Origin of the sequence: Paenibacillus sp. FSL K6-1558 (assembly GCF_038002565.1) — a bacterium.
Lineage (GTDB): Bacteria > Bacillota > Bacilli > Paenibacillales > Paenibacillaceae > Paenibacillus > Paenibacillus polysaccharolyticus.
On sequence record NZ_JBBOCV010000001.1, the window covers coordinates 3,529,397 to 3,550,533 of the forward strand.

Consider the following 21,137-nt stretch of genomic DNA (forward strand, 5'->3'; position numbering starts at 1 on the left):
GCTGCGGGCTATATTCTGTAAAAGTATACCGGATTAAAGCATCTCTCACCATAAAAAAAGCTGCTTGCCGGAGCTCACTCCGCAAACAGCCTTCTACTTTGGTTTGAGTTGTTTAATTCCTAGCCAAATCGCTCGGTCTTGTACCATTTGCTCTCGCGTTTACGAATCTTGTCCATCAGCAGATTGTAGAAGGCCCGGATCGAGATCAGAATAAAGAGCTGAGCATATGTGAAATAGGATACACATGCGTAGATAAAATTCCGGGTGTTGCTCTGCCCGATATCCGCTGCCAGTGCCAGATTGATCTGTAGAACATAGATGAAATACATCAGTGCCCAACCAATGACCAGGTAGACGTATGCGTCCCCAGCAAACTGGAATGGAGAACTGACCTCCGGTTTGAATATTGCGATAACCTGATAAACAAGGTTCACCACAAAGATAATGTCTGACACAATAATAGCCAACATAAACCAGAAGTAACTGACCGCATAGTAGAGAACAAGCAATTTATTGCGCCAGCTAGAACGGTTGAACAGATTATGAATGTTATCCAGGACCACCTGGTAGTTCCCCTTGGCCCAGCGTTCACGCTGTTTCATGTATACACCAAGCTGCTCTGGCTCCTGCTGATATGCTTCCGCTTGCGGCGCTAGGGCAACCAACTGGCCCCGGTTCATAATTTCAAACGACAACGCCGTATCTTCCGTAATGGCGGTCACATCCCAGCCGCCGATTTCCCGGATCAGGCTTGTCTTAATAATATAATTCGTGCCCGGAATGGTCCCCAGCTTGAACAGCTCCCACAGCCCGGTGTGGTAGACACGCTGAGACGTTATAATTTCGAGATTAATACATTTGGAGAGGAAGTTTTGCCCACGGTTACGTGCTTTGTTTCGGCCAAAAACAACCCCGTACTGTTCAGGATTCTCCAGTGATTTTTGTGCGAGGAACATCAGTGAATTTCGCTCTGGAGCAGCGTCTGCGTCAAATATACAGATCCAATCGCCGGTGGCCAGTTCCAGTCCGTCGTTCAGCGCACCGGATTTCCCCCCCGTACCTTTGCGTTCAAGTACCGTGACGTTACGGTGCACATAACTGGTCTGTCCAAGGAACGATTTTAACCGATCGGCTGTGTCATCTGTGCAATTATCTGCAATGACAATCACCTGCACCTTATCCTCAGGATAGTTCAGTCGCAAAATATGCTCCACTGTTGCCACGATGACCAGACCTTCGTTATGAGCAGGTACCATAACCGTGACGTTCGGATAATGATCCATATTTTCCGGAATCTGAATGCCCTTCTTCTCCTGCTTGTGGATAAAACGAATAGCCCCGGCCATAATGACGATCGATTCGAACACAGCGATCCAAATACTGAATATCGACAAGATCAGAATGAAATCAGCCATCCGTTTTCCTCCGATCATACCTTCGAATTACCCTAGAGCGAAATCGGAGCGTGGCGATCGTTAATCCGATGGTAAACACCACAAAAATACAACTGACGGCAATACAGATCGGGATAAACCAGGACATATAATCCATAAGCCTCGCTCCTTTCGGTTAAATATATTCCCCGATTAAATCCGTCTCCGTGTTTCGTTCCAACGCGGCAAGAACAGCGTCCAGATTGTCATACTTGCTGAATTGTTCCTTCTGAAAAACCAGTGCGCCTGATTTGATAATGGTCTGGAGCTGGTTCCCCTTTTTATCGAGCACATCCATATCCATAATATTTTTTTTAATCCTGCGGGTTAACATCGGTAAGTAATCCACATTGACCATCGGACACAAAATGACAAATCGTCCGCTGTCCACAAAAAATTTGTGATCCTCGTATCGAATTTGCTTCTGAATCGACTGTGAGATCTCAAGCAGGAATTGGGAATACCGAACTGAACCAAGTGACTCCTGCACAAGCGGCAGAAATTCAATCTTAAACATGGCGATGCTGAATCCATAGCAGTCTGAATAACGTCTGGCAAGGTTGCTCTGTTTAACCAATGTATCTCCAAGCGCTTCCTTATTGCCCAGCGTTGTATCCAGATCGATCTCTGGATTGTGATCCTTCATCTGCTCCAGACGTTCAATCACCCGTGCACTACGCACAAGTCTTCTTTTGATATAAGCAGCGATTGCCGTGTTCGCCGGAATAAGTAGCCACCAGGAAAACACGAGCGCATTGGGTTCTGCGAAAGTCACGAGCCACACAAAATAAGTGACCAAGTATATAAATATCAGTACGACGGATACACCAACAGGAAGCAAAAGCCCCGCGGCTAGCGCCCCTAGTGACGCTATGCTAAGTACAACATCCAGCTTGGTGTAGCTTTGATTCATGTACAAGTGGAGATATACAAAGAACTGCTGTACGATGGCGAGACTAATCAAGATTGCGTAACCCCAGGCCAGACGCTGGGTAGGTGCGTTATTTCTCATAGTCCTCCTTCTCTGCATCGAATTTCAGAATGACTCGGTGCCAACACCTCTTTTTTTATAACCGAAACTTCAACAAAAATCGACAATTAAAGAAAATAATATAGTAACATATAATCTTGGATTATATAAATAAAAATTTACTTTTTAAGAAAATTATATAAATAAGTTTCACCAAGCAACGGAAACAAGTTATCAAACAGGTGGGTGTTTCCGTCAAATACGTAACCGCCCGGATATCGTGTGTCTTGCCCTCGCAGTGTGATCATATGTTGATACAGCTGCTTTGCCCAATTTGGATCACCTGAGCGAACAGCAAGCAGGATGGATAGACCATATACCGATGCCGATTCATAATCTACGGCTGGTTTCTGTGTTCTACGATCATACTGTCCGGGGAGCTTGCCCCGAGTGCCGAACTCTTTTTTCAGAAAAGCAATCAGCTTGTCGGGTTTGTGCCCCATCTCCATCACATGATTGGCAACGATGAGCTGATCAATCAGATTAACTTTGTCATCGTAGGTGTAAGCCTTGGTGTTTACATTCATGCTCTTCGGATAGAATAATCCATCGTCAGGCATTTTATGCAGTATATCCTCGTACCTGCTGTAAACGTCCGGCTCCAGCATCTGATGGTCTCTCATCGCTTGCAAGGCGAGCAAATCCACATAGACCAGACTTAAGGTGTCCGTGGAATGTCCACTTTTGAAATCATAAAAATCAACCAGGTACCCCTGTTGCTCGGTTCGCTGCGTTAATGTTCGGGAAAGGGCCGATGCGGTCGCCAGTTTGTCTGCTCTGCCTTGTTTCCACCTGTCTGCCGCTTGCAACAGAGCCCCCATAATCCGCAGATCGTCACCCAACGCGTTGGTTGCCACATGGGATTTCCCTTGAGGATCAAGCTTCCAGGCGATATAGATGTAGGGCCTGATCACATAGTATGTCTGGAGTTGCTTGTAGGCCTGCTCGAACATATCTTCGTTATCACTTGCCAAAGCATACTGCATCCACAATCCAAGCGACTCCGACAGTGCCTCTCGGCCAGCAACGATGTCCGCTCTCTCCGACGCTGCGTCCTGCAAATAGGTTGCAAGTGTGCCATTCGGATTCGTCATATGTTCCTTAACAAAGGCGACTGTAGGGGACACCTTCTCCATCACAAACCGCTCCCTCCATAGCACTACAATCGCTACAGTTACAACAATCGCAAGTAATATGTACCATGAACGCTTTTTTCGGAAAATAAACTTCACACCATTCCTCCTGACGGGAATATATGACGGAGCAACTGAGCCACTTCTTACATTTTTGGAAGTAGGCCTTATCCACAGTGTGCGCTTAATCATGGATATCCATGTATGGGCGGCGACCGCCCTTTTTAACAAATTTCCAATCGACCTCGATGTTATGTCTCATCTTCCGTAGCAGCTGGATTGCTGTCTCAATCTCTTCCTGAGTCAGACCATTCAACGTTACCTGATCCGAATGTACACCTTCTTTGCGAATGAACTGCCAGGCTTCGAGTCCAGCCTCTGTTGGATACAGCACCTTATTCTTCTTATTACCCAATGCTGGCTGTTTGACAATGAATCCGTCAGATTCCAGTTTGCTAATTGCTCGCGCTGCCGTTGTACGATCCACCTTGATCAGTTCAGCCAGCTGATTCGGAATAATACCGGGGTTCTCGCAAATACGGTACAAATACAAATACTGCCCTCGGGACAAGTTCAAATGCTGAAACTCCACATTGCTGATGGAATCCAGACAGCGGGCAATCATGCCAATTTCGCGCAACACTTCCTTAGGCTCGTTCAGTTCATGTACTTCCTGCGATTCATCGTTCGGCTGAGTCGGTTCGTTGGCTAATTTAGGTTCTTTCGGTTCTGTCACAGAGTTCACACTCCTATAAAATTGTTGCATTCGCAACATAATTGATGATATAACTACACTAGTTCAGTGTATCACTTTCAATTCCATTCCGATATTCCATCCGACTAGGTAAAGGAGAACGATTCATGAATATAACTGTTGTTGAAGCAAACACCCCGGAACTGCTTGATGCGTGCTTTGCCATTCGTATGGCCATTTTCGTGGAGGAGCAAGGCGTATCTGCCTCCGATGAATTCGATGCCTTTGATGCGTTAGGGACAGAAGCACGCCATATCCTGCTCTATGTGGATGGTGTACCTGCCGCCTCCTCCAGACTACGAATCGTAGAGCAAGTAGCCAAGCTGGAACGCATCTGCGTGATGCTGGATTACCGCAAGCATGGTCTGGGCCGTGTATTAATTAACAAGCTGGAGGAGATGGCCAGAAAGGACGGATTAGAGAAAGCCAAGTTGCACGCACAGGTTCAAGCCTCCGGCTTCTATGAACGTCTTGGCTATGCTCCTGCTTCCGACGTATTCATGGAGGATGGCATTCCCCATCTGCTGATGACAAAAAAGCTGAACTAAGAGACATGATCTCTCCGTTCGAAATTAGCTTGCAACTCAAAGAAAACGCCTCTATCTTCACTTCGTCAGTGAGTACATAGAGGCGTTTGTTGTGTTTTTTATCCCAAAGCCAGACGGCTGGCATCTGGTTTTGCAGCTGTTTTTACATCTGCTTTAGCTTCCGCATTTTTCATCTGCTTGCTACGTAGCTGTCCGCAAGCCGCATCAATGTCTGTACCATGCTCCATACGTACCGTAGAGTTGATGTTGTTCTTCTTCAGCGTATCATAGAATCCCAGGATACTCTCTTCCGTACTCCGCTGGTACTGGCTATGCTCATCCACCGGATTGTATGGAATCAGATTCACGCTGACCATGCTCTTACGACTGGACAGCAGTTCTGCGAGTTCAGCCGCATGTTCCCGCTGATCATTCACATCCCGAAGCAAAATGTATTCAAACATGATGCGTTTGTTTGTTTTCTCCAAATAATAATCCACCGCATCCATCAATTGTTCAATCGGGAATGCCCGGTTGATCTTCATGATATGTGTACGTAGCTCATTATTCGGCGCATGCAGTGAGATCGCAAGGTTCACCTGCAGACTGCTGTCTGCAAATTCCTTGATTTTATCCGGCAATCCGCTTGTGGACACCGTGATTCGCTTCGCTGCGAGAGCTAAACCTTTGCGATCCTTGATCACTTCGATAAAGTTACTCATATGTTCAAAGTTATCAAATGGTTCACCAATGCCCATTACCACAACGTTTGTGACGCGCTCACCTTGACCCGCTGCATCCAGATGCCGCTGTACATGCATGATCTGTTCTACAATCTCTCCTGCGGAGAGATCACGGCTCTTCTTGATCAGCCCGCTGGCACAGAAGCTACAGCCAATATTACATCCGACCTGTGTGGTAACACAGACAGTTAAGCCATATTTTTGCTGCATGAGCACCGTCTCGATCAGGTTGCCATCCTGCAACCGGAGCAGGAATTTCACCGTACCGTCTGCTGACTCCTGCTTCACATGTTCACTCATTGAATTCAAGGTGAAATGCTCAGAGAGCACATCCAAACATTCCTGACGAACATCGGACATGCCGTTAAAATCATGAACCCGTTCCTGGTATAACCACTCCCAGATGCGAGAAGCACGGGATTTCTTCTGCCCATGCTCGGGCAGCCAGGTACGTAATTGCTCTAATGTTAATCCATATATGGATGATTTAATCATGGTATAAACCTCTTTTCGCAAAAAACATATGGCTCATCGGTCGTCTTACCCAAAAAACCTCTACTCTGTATTGTCCCAAAATTAACAAGGGAACACAAGGACTTTTGCATTTCTTCCAAGAGGTTTTATGCTTGGTAAATCTGCGCAGACGACCTAGAAGTGAATAATGCCAGACGTATGCAACAGAACGAGCAGAACCAGAACAGGTGCGACATAACGAAGCATAAAGAGCCAGATGCGGAACCAGCCGGAGCTCAGACCAGCTGCCTCAGCAGCCGTTTTCCAGAAGTATCCCGCAAAGATCGTAACTAACAATCCACCTACAGGTAACAGAATGTTAGACGCCATAAAGTCCATCCAGTCGAACACACTCTTCGATCCGATCTTCCACTCCGGGAACAGTCCGAGCGACAGCACGGAAGGTAGCCCTACGATGAAAACAGCGAGAGAGATGACCCAAACGGCACGGTTACGACTCCAGGAAAGACGCTCCATGAAGTATTTTACGGGAACCTCAAGCAGTGAAACTGCTGATGTCAACGCTGCGATTGCCAGCAAAACAAAGAATAATCCGGCAAACAGGAATCCTAGCGGCATTGCCGAGAATGCTGCAGGCAGCGCAATGAAGATCAGGGACGGCCCTTGGTCTGGTGCAATGCCAAAAGAGAACGTCGTCGGGAAGATGATCAGTCCCGCGATAAAGGCATAGAGCAAGTCGCCCGCACCAACAGCAACTGTTGCCGCACCCAGGGATTGGCTTTTATCCACATACGAACCATACGTTACGAGGATACCCATACCCAGCGACAGCGAGAAAAAGGCATGTCCGAGCGCAACCAATGCCGACTCCGTTGTAAGCTGGGAGAAGTCCGGATTCAAGAAAAAGGAAACTCCAGCACCTGCCCCAGGCAGCGTAACGGCACGAATCATCAACACAATTAACAGAACCAGCATGGCTGGAATTAGAATTTTGTTAAACTTCTCAATTCCGTTCGATACACCCTTCGCTACAATCCAGCCTGTGATCAGGACAGAAACCAACTGCCATACAATCGGCATATAACCGCCGACAAAACTGCCGAATTGTGCGCCATAATCCGGATTATTAAACAACGTGCCACTGAACGAAGTTACAGCATATTGTAATGTCCATCCTGCGATGATGACGTAGAAGGACAGAATGATAAAAGGCGTTAATACTTGCAGTAAACCAGCCGCTAACCAACCTTTATGTCCACCTGCTTTAATAAAAGCAGTTGCTGCGCTCCCCCGTCCACTTCGTCCAATAGCAAGTTCGGCAAGCAAGACAGGCAAACCAATCAGCAAAAGACAGATAATAAAGAGCAGGAAGAAAGCTGCTCCCCCATTTTCGCCCGTAATATAAGGGAATTTCCACATGTTACCGAGACCTACGGAACTACCGATGGCCGCAAGAATAAAACCGGCACGCGAGAAGCGTTCCCCTTTGCCAGCGTTGTTTGGGTCTAGATCAGACTTACTCAAATTCATTGTATCTACTCCATCACTTTAAAGTTTTCCCGTAATTATATACTACTCGGGGTGTCAGGTCATGCAAAAATCAGTATTTGTCGAAAATTCACCATATTGGAGATGATTTCAGGATGAATTCAGTATTGGAAAATAACCTGAAACTTAACCATCACCCATCAACAATGAACCCTGAGTTAACTTGGGAAAACACAAAAAAAAGATGTTTCAGACAGCTCTTGGCATAGCCTCTGAAACATCCCCTTTTTGAAAGATGGTCTGTATATCGCAGGGTATTGTCCCGCATATGTGTATTGTTTTCGCTCGATGCTGTCTAGATTTTGATCTCTAGCAACTCATATTTGATTACACCCATTGGAGCATTGACATGAATCACACTTCCTACTTCTTTGCCCATCAGCTCTTTGCCTAATGGACTCTCATAAGAAATTTTGCTGTTGGATACATCCGCTTCCGCTGGACCGACCAGCTGATACTCGATCTTTTCAGCAAACTCAAGGTCGTTCAATATCACTGTTGAACCAATACTTACTTTATTGGAATCCATATTATCTGAGCTGATGACTCTTGCTTTGGTTAACATCTTTTCCAGAATCAGAATGCGGGTCTCCATAAATGCCTGATCATCTTTGGCTGAATGATACTCGCTGTTCTCCTTCAGGTCCCCGTAACTGATCGCAAGCTTCAGTCGTTCTGCCAGTTCCTTGCGCTTCACCGTTTTCAGTTCCTTCAGTTCTTCCTCCAGCTTTTCCAAGCCTTCCTGTGTCAAAATCACTTCATCATTAGCCATGTTTTCCATCTCCTAATCCTGCTATCTATCTCTATTCTAACCTATTTCCACTCCAAACGGTTAACATACCCCGGAAAAAGAAACCAAACTATCATTTATTATAAACGTGCGCAAAATATATATGTGTACCCTATTTCCACTATGAGTATCATTAGAATTGTACCGGTACAATCATAATAAACTTGTGTGTGCATTTCAGATGCTCACTTATACAATGAATTCAGGGCAGTAGCGTTTGAGGCATTTCCCCTGCAGCCCATGATATGACTTGAGGTGATCGAGATGAATGTTACATTAACTCCAGCTGAAATAAACGCTTATCTGAAACGGATAGGCATAGATACAATCAAGAAACCCACTTTAGAATTCCTTGCCGAGATGCAACAGGCACATATCCATCATCTATCTTGGCAAACGGTCGATATTTTTGCAGGTAGGCCTGCAGGCATCGATCTGCAAGAATCCGTGCAGTTGATCCTGCAAGGACGCAGTGGCTACTGTTTCCATTTGAACGGCGCATTCAGTGTTTTACTTCATTCCCTGGGATATACGGTGCACTGGCACCGCGCGGGCGTTCAGCCGCATGGAGAACAGCCACGTGTGAACTCGTTCCATCTCGGTCTGTCCGTCTCTTTGCCAGATGCGGACCCGAATGTGGAACGTTGGATTGTAGATGTCGGTCTGGGAGGCATGCCTTTTGATCCGCTCCCTCTCCGTTACGGAGCCTATGGACCCGCACCGTTTACGTATACATTGATGCCTTCTTCCGTTGTTCCTGGTGGATGGAGGCTTGAATACGAGCCTAACGGACCAAGCATGGGAGTGGATTATGATCCCGAGGAGCTTACCCGTCTGGAAGAGTTTATTCCCAAGCATGAATTCTACAGCCAATCCGTGGATTCACCCTGGCATAACGCATTTCTGCTCCGTCAGAGAGATACAGGCCACAGCTATGAGCTTAGGGGATGCGTGCTTCGAACGCATGGAATCGAAGGCATTAGCAAGTCAGAAATTCGAAATTACAATGAGTGGAAAGACATACTAACCAAGCTTTTCTATGAACCGTTAGTGATTTATACGGAACAAGAGCGTAGGGAGATGTGGGAACGGATACAGATTGCGCATGAAGAATGGAAAAAAACACAACTAGCCTGATCCATTGGAGAAAAACGCGAGATAAGGATAAATATAGAGGAAAGCCTGTCATCCATGCCGAATACAACGTCAGGTGATAAATGATGATAACGATACAAGTACTGCAAGTGCCCTCCGTTGTACCTGAACCATATTGGGATCTTTTTCTGTCATTCGTTTCTGAAGAGCGGCGGGCACAGGCTTCACGCTTCATGCATCAAGCAGATGCATATCGGTCAGTGCTAGGTGAAGTGCTGACCCGTGTGAAGTTAAGCAAATTGACCGGCCTGGGACATAGAGAGATTACGTTTACCCGTAACAAATATGGAAAACCCGCCCTTACTCACGATGCTGATGCACAATTTAATGTCTCGCACTCCGGCGATTGGATTGCACTGATTGCTGGAGGTAAAGATGAACTCGGTGTCGATGTGGAGAAAATAGCACCGATTGACCTGCAGATCGCAGAGCGTTTCTTCTCGCCACAAGAGAATACGTATCTGGCAGCACAGCCTGCCGATCAACAGCTGCATACCTTCTATCGCCTGTGGACGCTAAAAGAGAGCTACATTAAAGCTGTAGGCATGGGGTTGTCCATGCCGCTGAGTTCCTTCGCTATTCTGCCCCATGTTCAGCAACATGGAGAGCCTGATTGGAGATGCAACCAAGACGGGCAGATCCTTAGGCATCGCTTCTACAGTCACCCATTGGATGAACAGCATATGTTCGCTGCCTGTGCTACAGAAGGCGATTTGCCAAGCCAGCCCGAGATCGTGACGCTGGAGAGCCTATACGCTGTATTGGTTTAATTTTCAGAGAAAGACCTGTAAAGCTTAAAAAAGGAGCGAATCCATCCGGTGGTATAAATCCCCGGCGGTTCACTCCTTTTATCTGTAAACACATATTACTTATCGGTAAGATTAGTCGCGGCTCCGCAGTTTGCTGAGCAGACGAAGAATTTCGATGTAAAGCCAAACTAGCGTGACCATCAACCCGAAGGCACCGTACCACTCCATATACTTGGGTGCCCCTTGTTCTGCACCACCTTCAATAAAGTCGAAATCCAGTACCAGATTAAGCGCAGCAACAATGACAATCACAACCGAGATGCCAATACCAATCAGGCTGTTCTCATGAAGATATGGAACCGTGATGCCGAACAGACCGAGCACAAAGCTAAGCAAATACATAATCATGATACCGCCCGTTGCAGCCACTACGCCTAACTTGAAGTTCTCTGTTGCTTTGATTAACCGCGTTTTATAGGCTGTTAACAGGGCAACAAACACCGCCATGGTTAGCAAAGCTGCTTGTAACGTAATTCCGTTGTACAAAGACTCATAACTTGCCGAAAGTGCACCCAGGAACATCCCCTCTGCTACCGCATAGATCGGTACAAGATATGGAGATACCACCGGTTTAAACGAAATAATTAGCGCCAAAATAAAACCGACAATTAACCCGCCATATGCAAGCGGCATCACTTCCTGTCCTTTGAAAAACATCATCCATGTTGCAAATGCACTGCCCAGCAAAATGATCAACGTGATGAACGCTTTGTTCACCGTGCCGTTAATCGTCATGTAGTTCTGGTACCGATCCTCTCCATATCCTCTGTTCTCAAACGTGCTGTCCTTAAGTGTAGGATTACCGCTACGACCGATCAACACAATCACCTCTTCTTATGTATTGGGTAAATCTGTGAAACCCATTTTCTAGTGCTACTTCCTTGAAAAGCGAACTTTTTAGCTTCAATATTTGTTACGTAGAACTATATTTGCAAAGGAAATGGAGTTGGATGCAATCCATGGATCACATCCTGTCCACCTGCACACGAACCTAGGACATATGTCCTAAATGCATTTCAAGCTTACTTTCTTGCTTGTGCACCTTAAATAAACTTGTTTACTTACTTATATAGAACTTTGTCTACATTATACTTCGCCCGCATCGTGTTAATGATATAGGTCTCATAAATTTCACGATCCATTGGATCTTCTACCAAACAAACTTCAATCTTTGTGACTTCGTCGCGGTGATTCTTCATTGGAGATACCGTATCTTCAAAATGCTTTTTGATTCGCGGTCTTAATTTTCGCGCTTTCCCGACAAATAACAACTCACCTGCGGCATTATAAAACATGTAAATTCCGCCTTGCTCGCGCGTAATCAGGTGAAAATCAGTAAATCCATAAATGTGGCTTAACTGCGGATTTTCCTGCTTGGTAATGGTCACATCTGGTGTAGGAACCGTAATCTGAATCATCCATTTCACTTCCTTATATTCTATAGAAATACATCCTAACACATATCATAATCCGACACCATTTCGAGTTAAAAGAAGTAGATTTCACGGAATTTTCGCTTTTGCGACAAATATTTCAAAAAAAAGGTTAACTTCCCTGATTCAAAGTGGTACTATAGGGGTATGAGGAAGAATTTGGGCACTAAGACATATGTCTTTGTATCCACGCTCGTTTTATAGAGCCTACCATTTTTCATCTTTTTCATACTGAATTCGGTGACGTGCACACGAGAAGAGTACAGTTAGTAAGAACCGTAGCTTTGAAGTAGATTGTAGAATCACCATCTTTACGAAAACCTATTGCAGCAAGCATTGAGTGGCAATAATTAGCCTTTTAAGATTTCTTTTTATTACAGCATCAAGTTTATCATCTAGAATTAGAATAATATAGACAAAGCATATAGCATAGGAAGTTGATCCACTTAGAATTATATAGACAGGTATTTCTAGAGACTAGTCAGAACATTCAACTGTAGCTAGAACAGAATAGTATTACACCCTTAGAATTGAACAGGCTTCACCTCCAGCCCGGCATATGAGCCAGGGCTTTTTCCCGTTGTGCGTACAACTCAGGCCACCTTAGCTACGAAACAGAGGTATCGTGGTTCTTTCTGCTGGGTTTATAATATGGCAAGATACCAGTAGAGGGAGTGATGGGATGTATTCCGATCTGCAATTGACGGAGGACCGCCCTGTATATATACAAGTCAAAGATTATTTGAAACGATTAATGTTAAAAGGCGGTTTGCAACCCAATCAGAAACTGCCTTCAACCCGTGAGCTGAGCACGTTGATGAAGGTAAGCCGAAGCACCATTCTGCTCGCCTACGCAGAGCTTGAAGAAGAAGGGTTGATCTATGCGCTCAAAGGTAAGGGTAATTACGTCAGCACACTTATTGAAACGCAGCAGACCAATGCAATCCATTGGCAACTAGACTGGACGGCAGAGGTAAGTGATTATGCAATCCAGGCAGAGCAATATGATCTGATGAAACATGGCTCAGGAGCCGAGCGCGGCGAAATTTCCTTTACCAGCATCGCGCCGGATGAAAAACTGTTTGATCTTCAAAATGTGAAACGGGCCTTCCTGGATCGCATGTCACTTGAAGGAGAAGTTTTACTTAATTACGGCTACGCGCAAGGATATAAACCGCTCATGAATTATTTGATGAACTACATGGAAAACAAAGGGGTCGACCTTACGGGTAAGGATATTTTGATTACGAACGGGTTTACGGAAGGATTTGACCTGGTCCTTGGGGCATTGCGCAAGAAGAGCGGTAAAGCACTCTGTGAGAACCCTACACATCACACGGCGATCAAAAACCTGAAGTTGCACCAGTTTCAACTAACCGGTATCGATATGGAACCGGATGGCCTGGATCTGAAGCAGCTAGAGCAACAGCTGGCTGGAAGTGCATATGATCTGGCATATCTTGTGCCCTCGTATCACAATCCGACCGGAATCGTGACTTCGCCTGCAAAACGAACTGAAATTATACGTTTAATGAACGAATATCAAGTTCCGATCATTGAGGATGGATTTAACGAAGAGCTTCGTTATTCCGGCTCCCATGTCTCACCCTTGATTGCCAGTATGGGTAAGGGTAACGGCCTTGTCTATCTCGGCAGCTTCTCCAAAGTATTGTTTCCCGGACTGCGTGTGGGCTGGATTATCGCGGATGCTACATTGATCGATTATCTGGAAAGCATGAAGCGGGCGCGCAGTATTCATACGTCTACTCTGGATCAGTCTCTGTTATATCAATATTTAAGCAACGGCAATTTTGAAAAATATCTAAAACGGGCTCGTACAGAGTACAAGCGAAAGTATGAACTCGCTGTGCATTGTCTGAAACGGCATCTGCCGATGTGTCAAATATCCGGAGCAGGCGGTTTGCATCTGTTTGTGCAGTTTCCACCAGAAGTGCGAACAAGAGAGTTGCTAGCTGCCTGTAAAGTAAACGGGGTAACCTTTACTCCCGGAGATACCTTTTATCTGGAGCCGGGTCAAGGGCTTCACACCATGCGGCTTGGATTCTCCAGAGTCAGTGACGAGAACATCCGCAAAGGCATCCGTATCATCGGGGAAACCGTTGCGAGCATGATGAATTGATTTAATAACATTAGGGGAGGATTTTCACATGAAAGTCGGCGTTATTATGGGCGGTACATCTTCAGAGCGGGATATATCCCTGCTCACCGGACAGGAGATGATTGCGAATCTGGACAGAAGTAAATACAAGGTCATACCGATTGAGCTGAATTCCAAACGCGATTTGATCGATAAATCGGATGGAATTGATGTAGCCTTGCTTGCCCTGCACGGAAAATACGGAGAAGACGGCACGGTGCAAGGCACGCTTGAATCCCTAGGCATTCCCTATACAGGTTGCGGCGTACTTGCAAGTAGCGTATGCATGGATAAGGACATGTCCAAACAGCTCATGCGGCAAGCAGGAGTACTCACGGGAGACTGGCTTCAAGTGAATCGAATGCAAGATCTGTCCTCTGTGGCTGTCCAGCACTTAACGTACCCGGTGGTCGTCAAGCCCAACTCAGGCGGTTCCAGCATTGGAACACAGATCGTTCATGAGCCATCAGCCCTGCCTGCCGCAGTAGAGGCTGCTCTTGCCTGGGATGACAGTGTAATGATTGAGCAATATATTGAGGGTGAAGAGATTACCTGCGCCATTGTAGACGGTAAAATGCTACCCGTGATCTCGATTCGTGCCAATGCTGCCTTTTTTGATTATGCTGCCAAGTATGATGATAACGGTGCGGATGAGCAGGTCGTGCAATTACCTTCTGAGCTGCATCAGCGCGTAGAAGCCGCAGCGTTAACTTGTTACAACGTTCTCAAATGCAGTGTCTACGCTAGGGTGGATATGCTCATTCGGGATGGGGTGCCTTACGTGCTGGAGGTAAACACCTTACCGGGGCTTACACGGAACAGTCTGCTACCCAAAAGTGCAGCCGCTGCCGGGATTTCTTTTGCCAAGTTGCTCGACACCATCATTGATCTGTCTCTTAAAGAACGTTCCGGGGAGTTGTCGCGTGTATGAGTCTAGATGTAAATATTCGGCATAGCACCAAACAGGATGTACAGGACATGGTTATTCTCATGGATCAACTGGGATACCCCACAACCTACGCCGAGATGCAGGAAAGATACGCTCATATCGCTGCTGATGCGAATTTTACAACGTTGGTAGCCGAAGTGCGCGGACATATAGTGGGACTGATTGGCCTGCAGACATCCTATTCATATGAAAAGAACGGCAGACATTGCCGCATCATGGCACTGGTTGTTCATGAACATTACCGCAGCTCTGGTATCGGCCGTCAGCTTCTACTCGCAGCTGAGCAGTGGGCGGCCGAACAGCAGGCGGACTCTCTGTCGCTAAACAGCGGCAATCGTGCGGATCGTGAAGCGGCGCATGCATTTTATCAGAGGATGGGTTATACGGCTGGCAGCACCGGATTCAGTAAAAATGTCATTCGATGAAATCTAAACAACAAAATATGCCCTTCCAAGCGCTAATGTGGCTCGGAAGGGCATATTTATGTTTTTTATGATCTTATCCTGACTGATTTAGTACTTGGCAGATTGTGCACCGTCAATCGGAATGATGGCTCCGTTGATAAATGGCGATTCACCGGACAGCAGGAATGCGACCAGACGTCCGACTTCCTTGGGATCACCCAGACGTTTGGCCGGGTTGTCCTTTACAAACTCTTTGGACGCCGACTCCCAGTCATTTGGGTTAATCTGTTTGAATGAACCGATAACCATGTCTGTCAAAATGGCTCCTGGAGCTACTGCATTGATGCTAATACCATGCTCTGCATATTCAATCGCAGCATCCTTGGTCATGCCTGCAACGGCATGTTTACTTGCCCCATAAGCGATCTGATTAGGCACAGCGCGAATACCACCCACGGAGGAGGTGTTGACGATAAAGCCTTCGCCTTGCTTTTTCATCACAGGCAACACGTGTTTCAAGCCATAAAATACACCTTTTAAATTAATGTCGATTACCTTGTTGAACATCTCGGTTTCATAGTTTTCGATCAGATTCTGTTTGCCCTCAATGCCCGCGTTGTTAAAAAATGCATCGATGCGTCCGAAGTTGTCCACGGTATCCCGAACATATTTCTTAACGGCTTCTTCATCGGCTACGTCTCCCTCGATCAACAGAAACTCAGCTCCGTTCACTTCTTCCGAAATTACCCGCTTGGTCTCCTCCAGTGCCTTCATGTTAACATCCACCAGAGATAGCTTTGCCCCTTCTCGCGCGACCTCTACTGCAGCCGCCCGGCCAAGCCCCGAGCCACCTCCTGTAATCAAGACAACTTTATTGGTGAACCGTTCTGTCATGGTATAGACCTCCTAATGATTTTTTAGATCATCCATACTTCAATACCCTTTTCAAATTGGACTCTAACATGGCTTCGACAACTCATATGCCTCCATTAATTTCTCGATGGGAATCCCATTAATTTTCATTCCTGCCACTTGGCAAGCTTCAAGCTCAACACCTGAAAAATCACAGTCGACAAAACGACTGTCTCCCAAATCACAATGTCTCCAATGCATTGGCACACGGTCTGCACCAAGATGTGTATCCTGAAACTGAACCCCGCCCAGCGCACAGAATTCCAACTTGGTGTTTGTTAAACGTAAATCTGCCAGCAACATTTCCGTCATATTCAGGTTCGTTAGTTTGCTTCCACTCAGATTACAATCGGTAATGCGGCTGTTCTTCATTGTACTGGCGCTGTACCACATCGAATCCAGGTTCGCCTGAACGTGTTCTCGCTCCTTCACTGGATCACGCTGCCCGCTCCCGCCATCGATCTTCTTCTCATAACCGTACTCCTCGTCAGAGGCATACATACGAACATAACCGAGCTTTTCGTAAAAATGGTGATTTCCCCGTTGCCGGCCAGAAGTCTCCAGCTTCCAATGCCGAACCTGAGGATAAGCGGCCTCCATCTGACGAATCACTTGTGATCCAACACCTCGCCCTTGGCAGACAGGGTCGATATAGATTTTATCCAGCCTTGCGACTTCATATCCCAGCAGATTGATGCTGAGTCCACCGATTGCACAACCATCTGCTTCCACTACATAGTAGTCCCACTCACGAATGACATACTCATGTAAGCGAACAGCATTATAACCCGGAGGACAAAGATTGCTATCCAAGTCCTGCTCTCCATTCGCCCAGACATGTATGGCATGATCAAAAGCACGTGTGCAGATGTCTGTCAGCACAACGGCATCTTCGTGTTCTGCTCGGCGCAGGTTTATCGATAATGGTTTGGGTTTAATCCGCCCAGTGGCTTTACCATTGGAATCCGTGCTATGAAGTTCAAAATAATCATAGACCTCCCCATCAGACAGACGTCTCCGATTCACATACTGGAAGCCTGTATGCTCCAGCACTTTGCGAGAAGCCGGATTATATGTCTTCACAATGCCCACAATCCGGTTTAACGACGTATGTTCGATTAGATATGCTGTCAACGCTCGTACCGCCTCCGTGATATAACCTTTGTTGCGGTGATCGCGTGAAATGGCATAAGCTACCTCACGATCATACGGATCAAGCATATCGTTAGGAAACACACCGCACCAACCGATCAACTGCTGACTCTCCTGATGAATGACCGCAAGCATAATCCGTACATCCTGAGGATCATACTGTTCATAACTCCCTACGACAAACTGCAAAAATTCACTTAATTGCTCTTCTGTCATCTTCCAATCGGGTAACAGGTCGGTAATTTCAGGCTGATGTGTCAAGGTTGCCAGCGCGGATTGGTCTTGCAAGGTAAAGGGACGTAACATTACTGAATTAGCAACAATCGTGAAACGATGATTCATATAGAACACCTCTAAGGGATTATTTTGTGATGACACGACAAAAAGGAGCACCTCCAATAGAGGTATCCCCTTGTCGTTTCATCCTTTCAGATCAAACGCCGAAGCTCCTCGTAATGGGTCAAAAAAGGACAGACGTATCCCGTGTTGGTCTAACGGAATTTTTGCGCCTTGTTCTTTTCTACATCATTACGAGAAATCTGGCATTCCCTGAAATCCCCTTTCAATTCACGCATCGTTTATAACGATCCACATTGTATTATGGACGATCAATGAAAATCCAGCCTGTATCTTGTTCTTTTTCAATCGTGGCTCCAAGTGATTCTGCCATGAAACGTAGCGGCACATAAGTCTTGCCGTTTTTGCCAACAAAGGCGGATTCCACCATCGTGACTTCTTGCCCCGCAACGGTTGCTTTCGGAGAATCTACCGTCAGTACGATCTCGTCTCCAGTGATGTCGTCAATGACAACGATCTGTTTCGAGCCTTTCGTCCATTTCACGTCTGCATCCAATTGCTCGGACAGATACCGAAGCGGCACAAAGGTTGTATTTTTGACCGTTATTGCTCCAACTTCTTCGTCTTCCGGATAGAGGAAGATACTTTTGGTTGTAATCTTCATCTCATTTTTCAGGAGTTGATAGACAAATGAGTTTGGATCAAAATTTCGAAGCACCTGACCCGGTGTAACTTCCCCTTCGGTCAGTTCCATCACACCACGGGAAGCATCCACTTCATCCACAGTGACTACGCCGCCGATATTCCATAGCTCACTGTCTGCGCTAACCGTTACAGAACGCACTGGCAAGTCTTCTGATGCAGGCACAGCCACCTTCAAAGACATCTTTTGTTTGCGAATATCGAGTTTACTATCCAGGAAAAAGTCCATATTCAATTTGGTTTCAGGGCCAAATACTGTTTTCAGCTCCGGTGTATCTTTTAGCAGGTTGTTCAGTTCCTGATCATAGTTCACCAGAATGCTGTCCAAGCCTTCTTTGATCATGGCGTAGATGGATGTAACTGCTTCCTCCTTCGATTTTGGCAAGATAGAAGTCATCTCATCGTCTTCCATACCTTCTCCTTCTATACCTTCCAAGCCCATATAACTTTCAAATACAGGGTACAGTACATCATACAAGTCTCCAATCAACTGTTTGAGACCTTGCTCATCCTTAGAAATACTTGTCAGGAACGGCTTAACCATCGCAAGCAGCTCTTCACCGTTAATCTCCATATGCAGCTTGTTCAGAGACAATGTTTCACCATTAACGGCTTCCTGAACAGGGGTAACGGATATGTTTTTCGGATTGGACAGATGTTTCATGACAAAAGTTAATACCTTTGGAGAAAGCTCTTGCATCTGTTTCTCCAGCTCTTTTGTATCTATAGGAAGCAGCATCGTCTCTGCTCCCCCAAGTGTATCCAGAGATATGTAAACCGGTTTCTGTGCACCATCGACATCGATGGTCATGCCCGACTTGTCCATAGACAGATGGAAAGGCAATTTCGTTCCTTCGATGCTCACTGATCCTTTGATCGATGCCGTGTTCGTATCCTTCATCTTGGCATGATCAATGTTGAGTGAAATGGAATTGATTCGTTTAATCATTTCGAGGTCTTCGTCGGTTGCGAATTGTTTGTCCGGTTCTATGTTAATATGCATGGATTGTTTGGTTTCACCGGATTTTACATTGGTGTTATTGACCATGGCTTGGCCAACATCTACTCCGCCCACGGCCTGACAACCTGTAAGAATAACCAGTAACAGGACAAGCGGTACTGCCATCCATTGTCTTAACTTTCGGCTCATAATTGGGATCTCCCCCTTAGCAAAATATGGTTCATTCCTTATTATGAGGGCACTTGGAAGCAATGTAAACGGATACGCATAAAAATAGGCCAAATAGGCCGGAACACGTCCGGCCTTCTGGTTCTTCTATCACTCATATGTCATAACATGCGCGTGGAAACATGCTGTTTCATGTATTATTTTCAGACTATTCCTGCTCCTGATCCTCCGTAGACCCTTCCTCTTCCACTTCATCTGCCGGTGTTACAGGGGTCTCGAATTGATCCGGTTCATCGTCTTGAATCGCTTTGTTCTCTTCGTTCTGATTTTGTGTCATAATCGCTCTCCCTCTCTTCAGCGGAATATCATCAAGGCACTGCCTTGTGTGTATCAATAACCGGATGGCATATGAATCAAACATTGTTCCAAACCATAAATGCACACAGATCGGAATTCATCCCTTTAGAAAGAGCCCTTTCAGAACACGTAAAAGATAATCCCGTTGCCGTTCTCTACGGTCACTTGAAACAAAGCCTGTATCTGATCAATCGTTTGCACGATCTCCTGAAAAGTCTCTTCTTCGTCCCAACCTTCCATTACGGGATATACCCCTTCAGCTAGCATCTTGTCCAAGCTGAAACGCGTCCTCACATCCTCAGGGGTAAGTTGCTCCAATGCCATATAAGCCTCAAGAACCTGCTTGTTATTAATCAAGAATAGATCCATATCCGAATAGTTCCCCAAATACTGTTGACTAGCGAGCGGCACAACATAACTTAGCGGAGGTTCTCCATCTACGAGGTTACCATTCAACGTCAACTGTAGCATCTGCCACGTTTTATCAATATCCAGATCAACCTGACAATCATGCACACTAACCTCTCCCGATTGAATGGAATTCAACAACTCATCGGTTACTACCACATATCTACCCGACATGCCCATCGCGTTATCCCTCCTGACATTTCCTTCTATTATTCCCCATTAACCGCGCATGTTACATCAGAATCGGGGTAAAAAGGAAAAAGGGCACAATAACGTCACCCTACAACGATCATGTGGGGAGCGTAAACGAACCATTTCCTAAGGAGGATATCCCGATGAAAAAATTTGACTACAGTCTTAATTACGAGGAACTCGATCTGCGCAAGCAGCCTGAATTATATACCGTTGGCCGGGGCGAGCAAGGGGTACTCATGGTGGAACCCTACAAAAGCGAGATTCTGCCGCACTGGCGGTTCAAAACACCTGAGATTGCGACAGAGTCATCGAAGAAGATCTATGAACTATTTTTGCAGTATAAGAAAAAGGGGGATTTCATTGGCATGGATATGGCTCGCAAGTTTTTACAGATGGGATACACTCGGGCGAGACGTTATACCAATCATAAAGGCGGGCGCAAATATTCGAAGCAGGATGGCTCGATCCTGCCTTATCAGAACGATCCGGTGAAGGCGGAAGCAGCAGCCATTTTCAAAGCGCAGTGGGAGGTAGCGAAGAAAGATCCCGACTACGTGAAAATGATGAAAAATCATCGGGAAAAGTACGAGTCAGAGGAGGGCTAGGCGCATATCTGAAATCATTGACTTGTGGAAACATATGGTT

At 46.0% G+C, this 21,137-nt stretch carries 21 protein-coding genes; 7 read left to right on the forward strand and 14 right to left on the reverse strand.

Features of this window, described 5'->3' with window-relative positions; genetic code table 11:
- Positions 1–119: 119 nt before the first annotated feature.
- The 4 genes from MHI38_RS15195 to MHI38_RS15210 all read right to left on the reverse strand — a co-directional run bounded on the left by MHI38_RS15195 (position 120) and on the right by MHI38_RS15210 (position 4,221).
- A complete protein-coding gene (locus tag MHI38_RS15195) occupies positions 120–1,415 on the reverse strand; it encodes a glycosyltransferase family 2 protein (protein ID WP_090921414.1) in 1,296 nt (431 codons plus the stop codon).
- Positions 1,416–1,569: 154 nt separating this feature from the next.
- Positions 1,570–2,445, reverse strand: a complete 876-nt coding sequence (locus tag MHI38_RS15200; protein ID WP_341181380.1) for a diguanylate cyclase domain-containing protein — start codon at positions 2,443–2,445, stop codon at positions 1,570–1,572.
- 137 nt (positions 2,446–2,582) lie between these two features.
- A complete protein-coding gene (locus MHI38_RS15205; protein WP_341181381.1) occupies positions 2,583–3,695 on the reverse strand; it encodes a glycosyl hydrolase in 1,113 nt (370 codons plus the stop codon).
- 85 nt (positions 3,696–3,780) lie between these two features.
- Positions 3,781–4,221: a MarR family winged helix-turn-helix transcriptional regulator gene (locus MHI38_RS15210; protein WP_341181928.1), complete on the reverse strand. Its 441-nt coding sequence runs from the start codon at positions 4,219–4,221 to the stop codon at positions 3,781–3,783.
- Positions 4,222–4,457: 236 nt separating this feature from the next.
- On the opposite strand from MHI38_RS15210, the gene MHI38_RS15215 reads away from it, so the two are divergent.
- On the forward strand, positions 4,458–4,898 hold the full coding sequence (locus tag MHI38_RS15215) for a GNAT family N-acetyltransferase (protein WP_341181382.1): 441 nt from the start codon (positions 4,458–4,460) through the stop codon (positions 4,896–4,898).
- Positions 4,899–4,996: 98 nt separating this feature from the next.
- On the opposite strand, the gene rlmN is transcribed toward MHI38_RS15215, so the two are convergent.
- The 3 genes from rlmN to greA all read right to left on the reverse strand — a co-directional run bounded on the left by rlmN (position 4,997) and on the right by greA (position 8,414).
- Positions 4,997–6,115, reverse strand: a complete 1,119-nt coding sequence (gene rlmN, locus MHI38_RS15220) for a 23S rRNA (adenine(2503)-C(2))-methyltransferase RlmN (RefSeq protein ID WP_341181383.1) — start codon at positions 6,113–6,115, stop codon at positions 4,997–4,999.
- 153 nt (positions 6,116–6,268) lie between these two features.
- Positions 6,269–7,624 carry a sodium-dependent transporter gene (locus MHI38_RS15225; protein ID WP_221790048.1) on the reverse strand — a complete coding sequence of 452 codons (1,356 nt, stop codon included), beginning with the start codon at positions 7,622–7,624 and terminating at the stop codon, positions 6,269–6,271.
- A gap of 313 nt (positions 7,625–7,937) precedes the next feature.
- Entirely contained in the window at positions 7,938–8,414 is a 477-nt protein-coding gene (greA, locus tag MHI38_RS15230) for a transcription elongation factor GreA (protein WP_090921402.1), read from the reverse strand.
- 282 nt (positions 8,415–8,696) lie between these two features.
- On the opposite strand from greA, the gene MHI38_RS15235 reads away from it, so the two are divergent.
- Together MHI38_RS15235 and MHI38_RS15240 are read left to right on the forward strand one after the other, a co-directional pair.
- Complete coding sequence (locus MHI38_RS15235) at positions 8,697–9,569, forward strand: arylamine N-acetyltransferase family protein (RefSeq protein WP_341181384.1); 873 nt, start codon at positions 8,697–8,699, stop codon at positions 9,567–9,569.
- An 83-nt stretch (positions 9,570–9,652) separates the two neighbouring features.
- Positions 9,653–10,357 (forward strand): 4'-phosphopantetheinyl transferase family protein, encoded by a 705-nt coding sequence (locus MHI38_RS15240; RefSeq protein WP_341181385.1) that lies wholly within the window; start codon positions 9,653–9,655, stop codon positions 10,355–10,357.
- Positions 10,358–10,468: 111 nt separating this feature from the next.
- Here the strand turns inward: MHI38_RS15240 and MHI38_RS15245 are convergent, their stop codons facing one another.
- Together MHI38_RS15245 and MHI38_RS15250 are read right to left on the reverse strand one after the other, a co-directional pair.
- Positions 10,469–11,215, reverse strand: a complete 747-nt coding sequence (locus tag MHI38_RS15245; protein WP_090921397.1) for a Bax inhibitor-1/YccA family protein — start codon at positions 11,213–11,215, stop codon at positions 10,469–10,471.
- Between the two features lie 242 nt (positions 11,216–11,457).
- On the reverse strand, positions 11,458–11,814 hold the full coding sequence (locus tag MHI38_RS15250; protein ID WP_090921395.1) for a nucleotide excision repair endonuclease: 357 nt from the start codon (positions 11,812–11,814) through the stop codon (positions 11,458–11,460).
- Positions 11,815–12,511: 697 nt separating this feature from the next.
- Between MHI38_RS15250 and pdxR the strand changes: the two genes are divergently transcribed.
- Genes pdxR through MHI38_RS15265 form a run of 3 tightly spaced genes read left to right on the forward strand, consistent with a single transcriptional unit; the run spans position 12,512 to position 15,361 of the window.
- Positions 12,512–13,969, forward strand: a complete 1,458-nt coding sequence (gene pdxR / locus MHI38_RS15255) for a MocR-like pyridoxine biosynthesis transcription factor PdxR (protein WP_154889925.1) — start codon at positions 12,512–12,514, stop codon at positions 13,967–13,969.
- A gap of 28 nt (positions 13,970–13,997) precedes the next feature.
- Positions 13,998–14,918: a D-alanine--D-alanine ligase gene (locus tag MHI38_RS15260; RefSeq protein WP_308722577.1), complete on the forward strand. Its 921-nt coding sequence runs from the start codon at positions 13,998–14,000 to the stop codon at positions 14,916–14,918.
- Complete coding sequence (locus tag MHI38_RS15265) at positions 14,915–15,361, forward strand: GNAT family N-acetyltransferase (RefSeq protein ID WP_308722576.1); 447 nt, start codon at positions 14,915–14,917, stop codon at positions 15,359–15,361. The genes MHI38_RS15260 and MHI38_RS15265 overlap by 4 nt, the downstream gene beginning before the upstream one ends.
- A gap of 87 nt (positions 15,362–15,448) precedes the next feature.
- On the opposite strand, the gene MHI38_RS15270 is transcribed toward MHI38_RS15265, so the two are convergent.
- The 5 genes from MHI38_RS15270 to MHI38_RS15290 all read right to left on the reverse strand — a co-directional run bounded on the left by MHI38_RS15270 (position 15,449) and on the right by MHI38_RS15290 (position 20,477).
- Positions 15,449–16,234 carry a glucose 1-dehydrogenase gene (locus tag MHI38_RS15270; protein ID WP_154889921.1) on the reverse strand — a complete coding sequence of 262 codons (786 nt, stop codon included), beginning with the start codon at positions 16,232–16,234 and terminating at the stop codon, positions 15,449–15,451.
- A gap of 63 nt (positions 16,235–16,297) precedes the next feature.
- Entirely contained in the window at positions 16,298–17,746 is a 1,449-nt protein-coding gene (locus tag MHI38_RS15275) for a GNAT family N-acetyltransferase (RefSeq protein WP_154889918.1), read from the reverse strand.
- Between the two features lie 256 nt (positions 17,747–18,002).
- The gene (locus MHI38_RS15280) at positions 18,003–19,553 is read right to left on the reverse strand and encodes a copper amine oxidase N-terminal domain-containing protein (RefSeq protein ID WP_308722575.1); all 1,551 of its coding nucleotides are present in this window, start codon (positions 19,551–19,553) and stop codon (positions 18,003–18,005) included.
- Positions 19,554–19,740: 187 nt separating this feature from the next.
- The gene (locus MHI38_RS15285) at positions 19,741–19,869 is read right to left on the reverse strand and encodes a hypothetical protein (RefSeq protein ID WP_261769298.1); all 129 of its coding nucleotides are present in this window, start codon (positions 19,867–19,869) and stop codon (positions 19,741–19,743) included.
- A 140-nt stretch (positions 19,870–20,009) separates the two neighbouring features.
- Positions 20,010–20,477, reverse strand: a complete 468-nt coding sequence (locus tag MHI38_RS15290; protein WP_154889914.1) for a DUF1877 family protein — start codon at positions 20,475–20,477, stop codon at positions 20,010–20,012.
- Between the two features lie 155 nt (positions 20,478–20,632).
- Between MHI38_RS15290 and MHI38_RS15295 the strand changes: the two genes are divergently transcribed.
- Positions 20,633–21,097 carry a DUF4385 domain-containing protein gene (locus MHI38_RS15295; protein WP_154889912.1) on the forward strand — a complete coding sequence of 155 codons (465 nt, stop codon included), beginning with the start codon at positions 20,633–20,635 and terminating at the stop codon, positions 21,095–21,097.
- Positions 21,098–21,137: the final 40 nt, after the last annotated feature.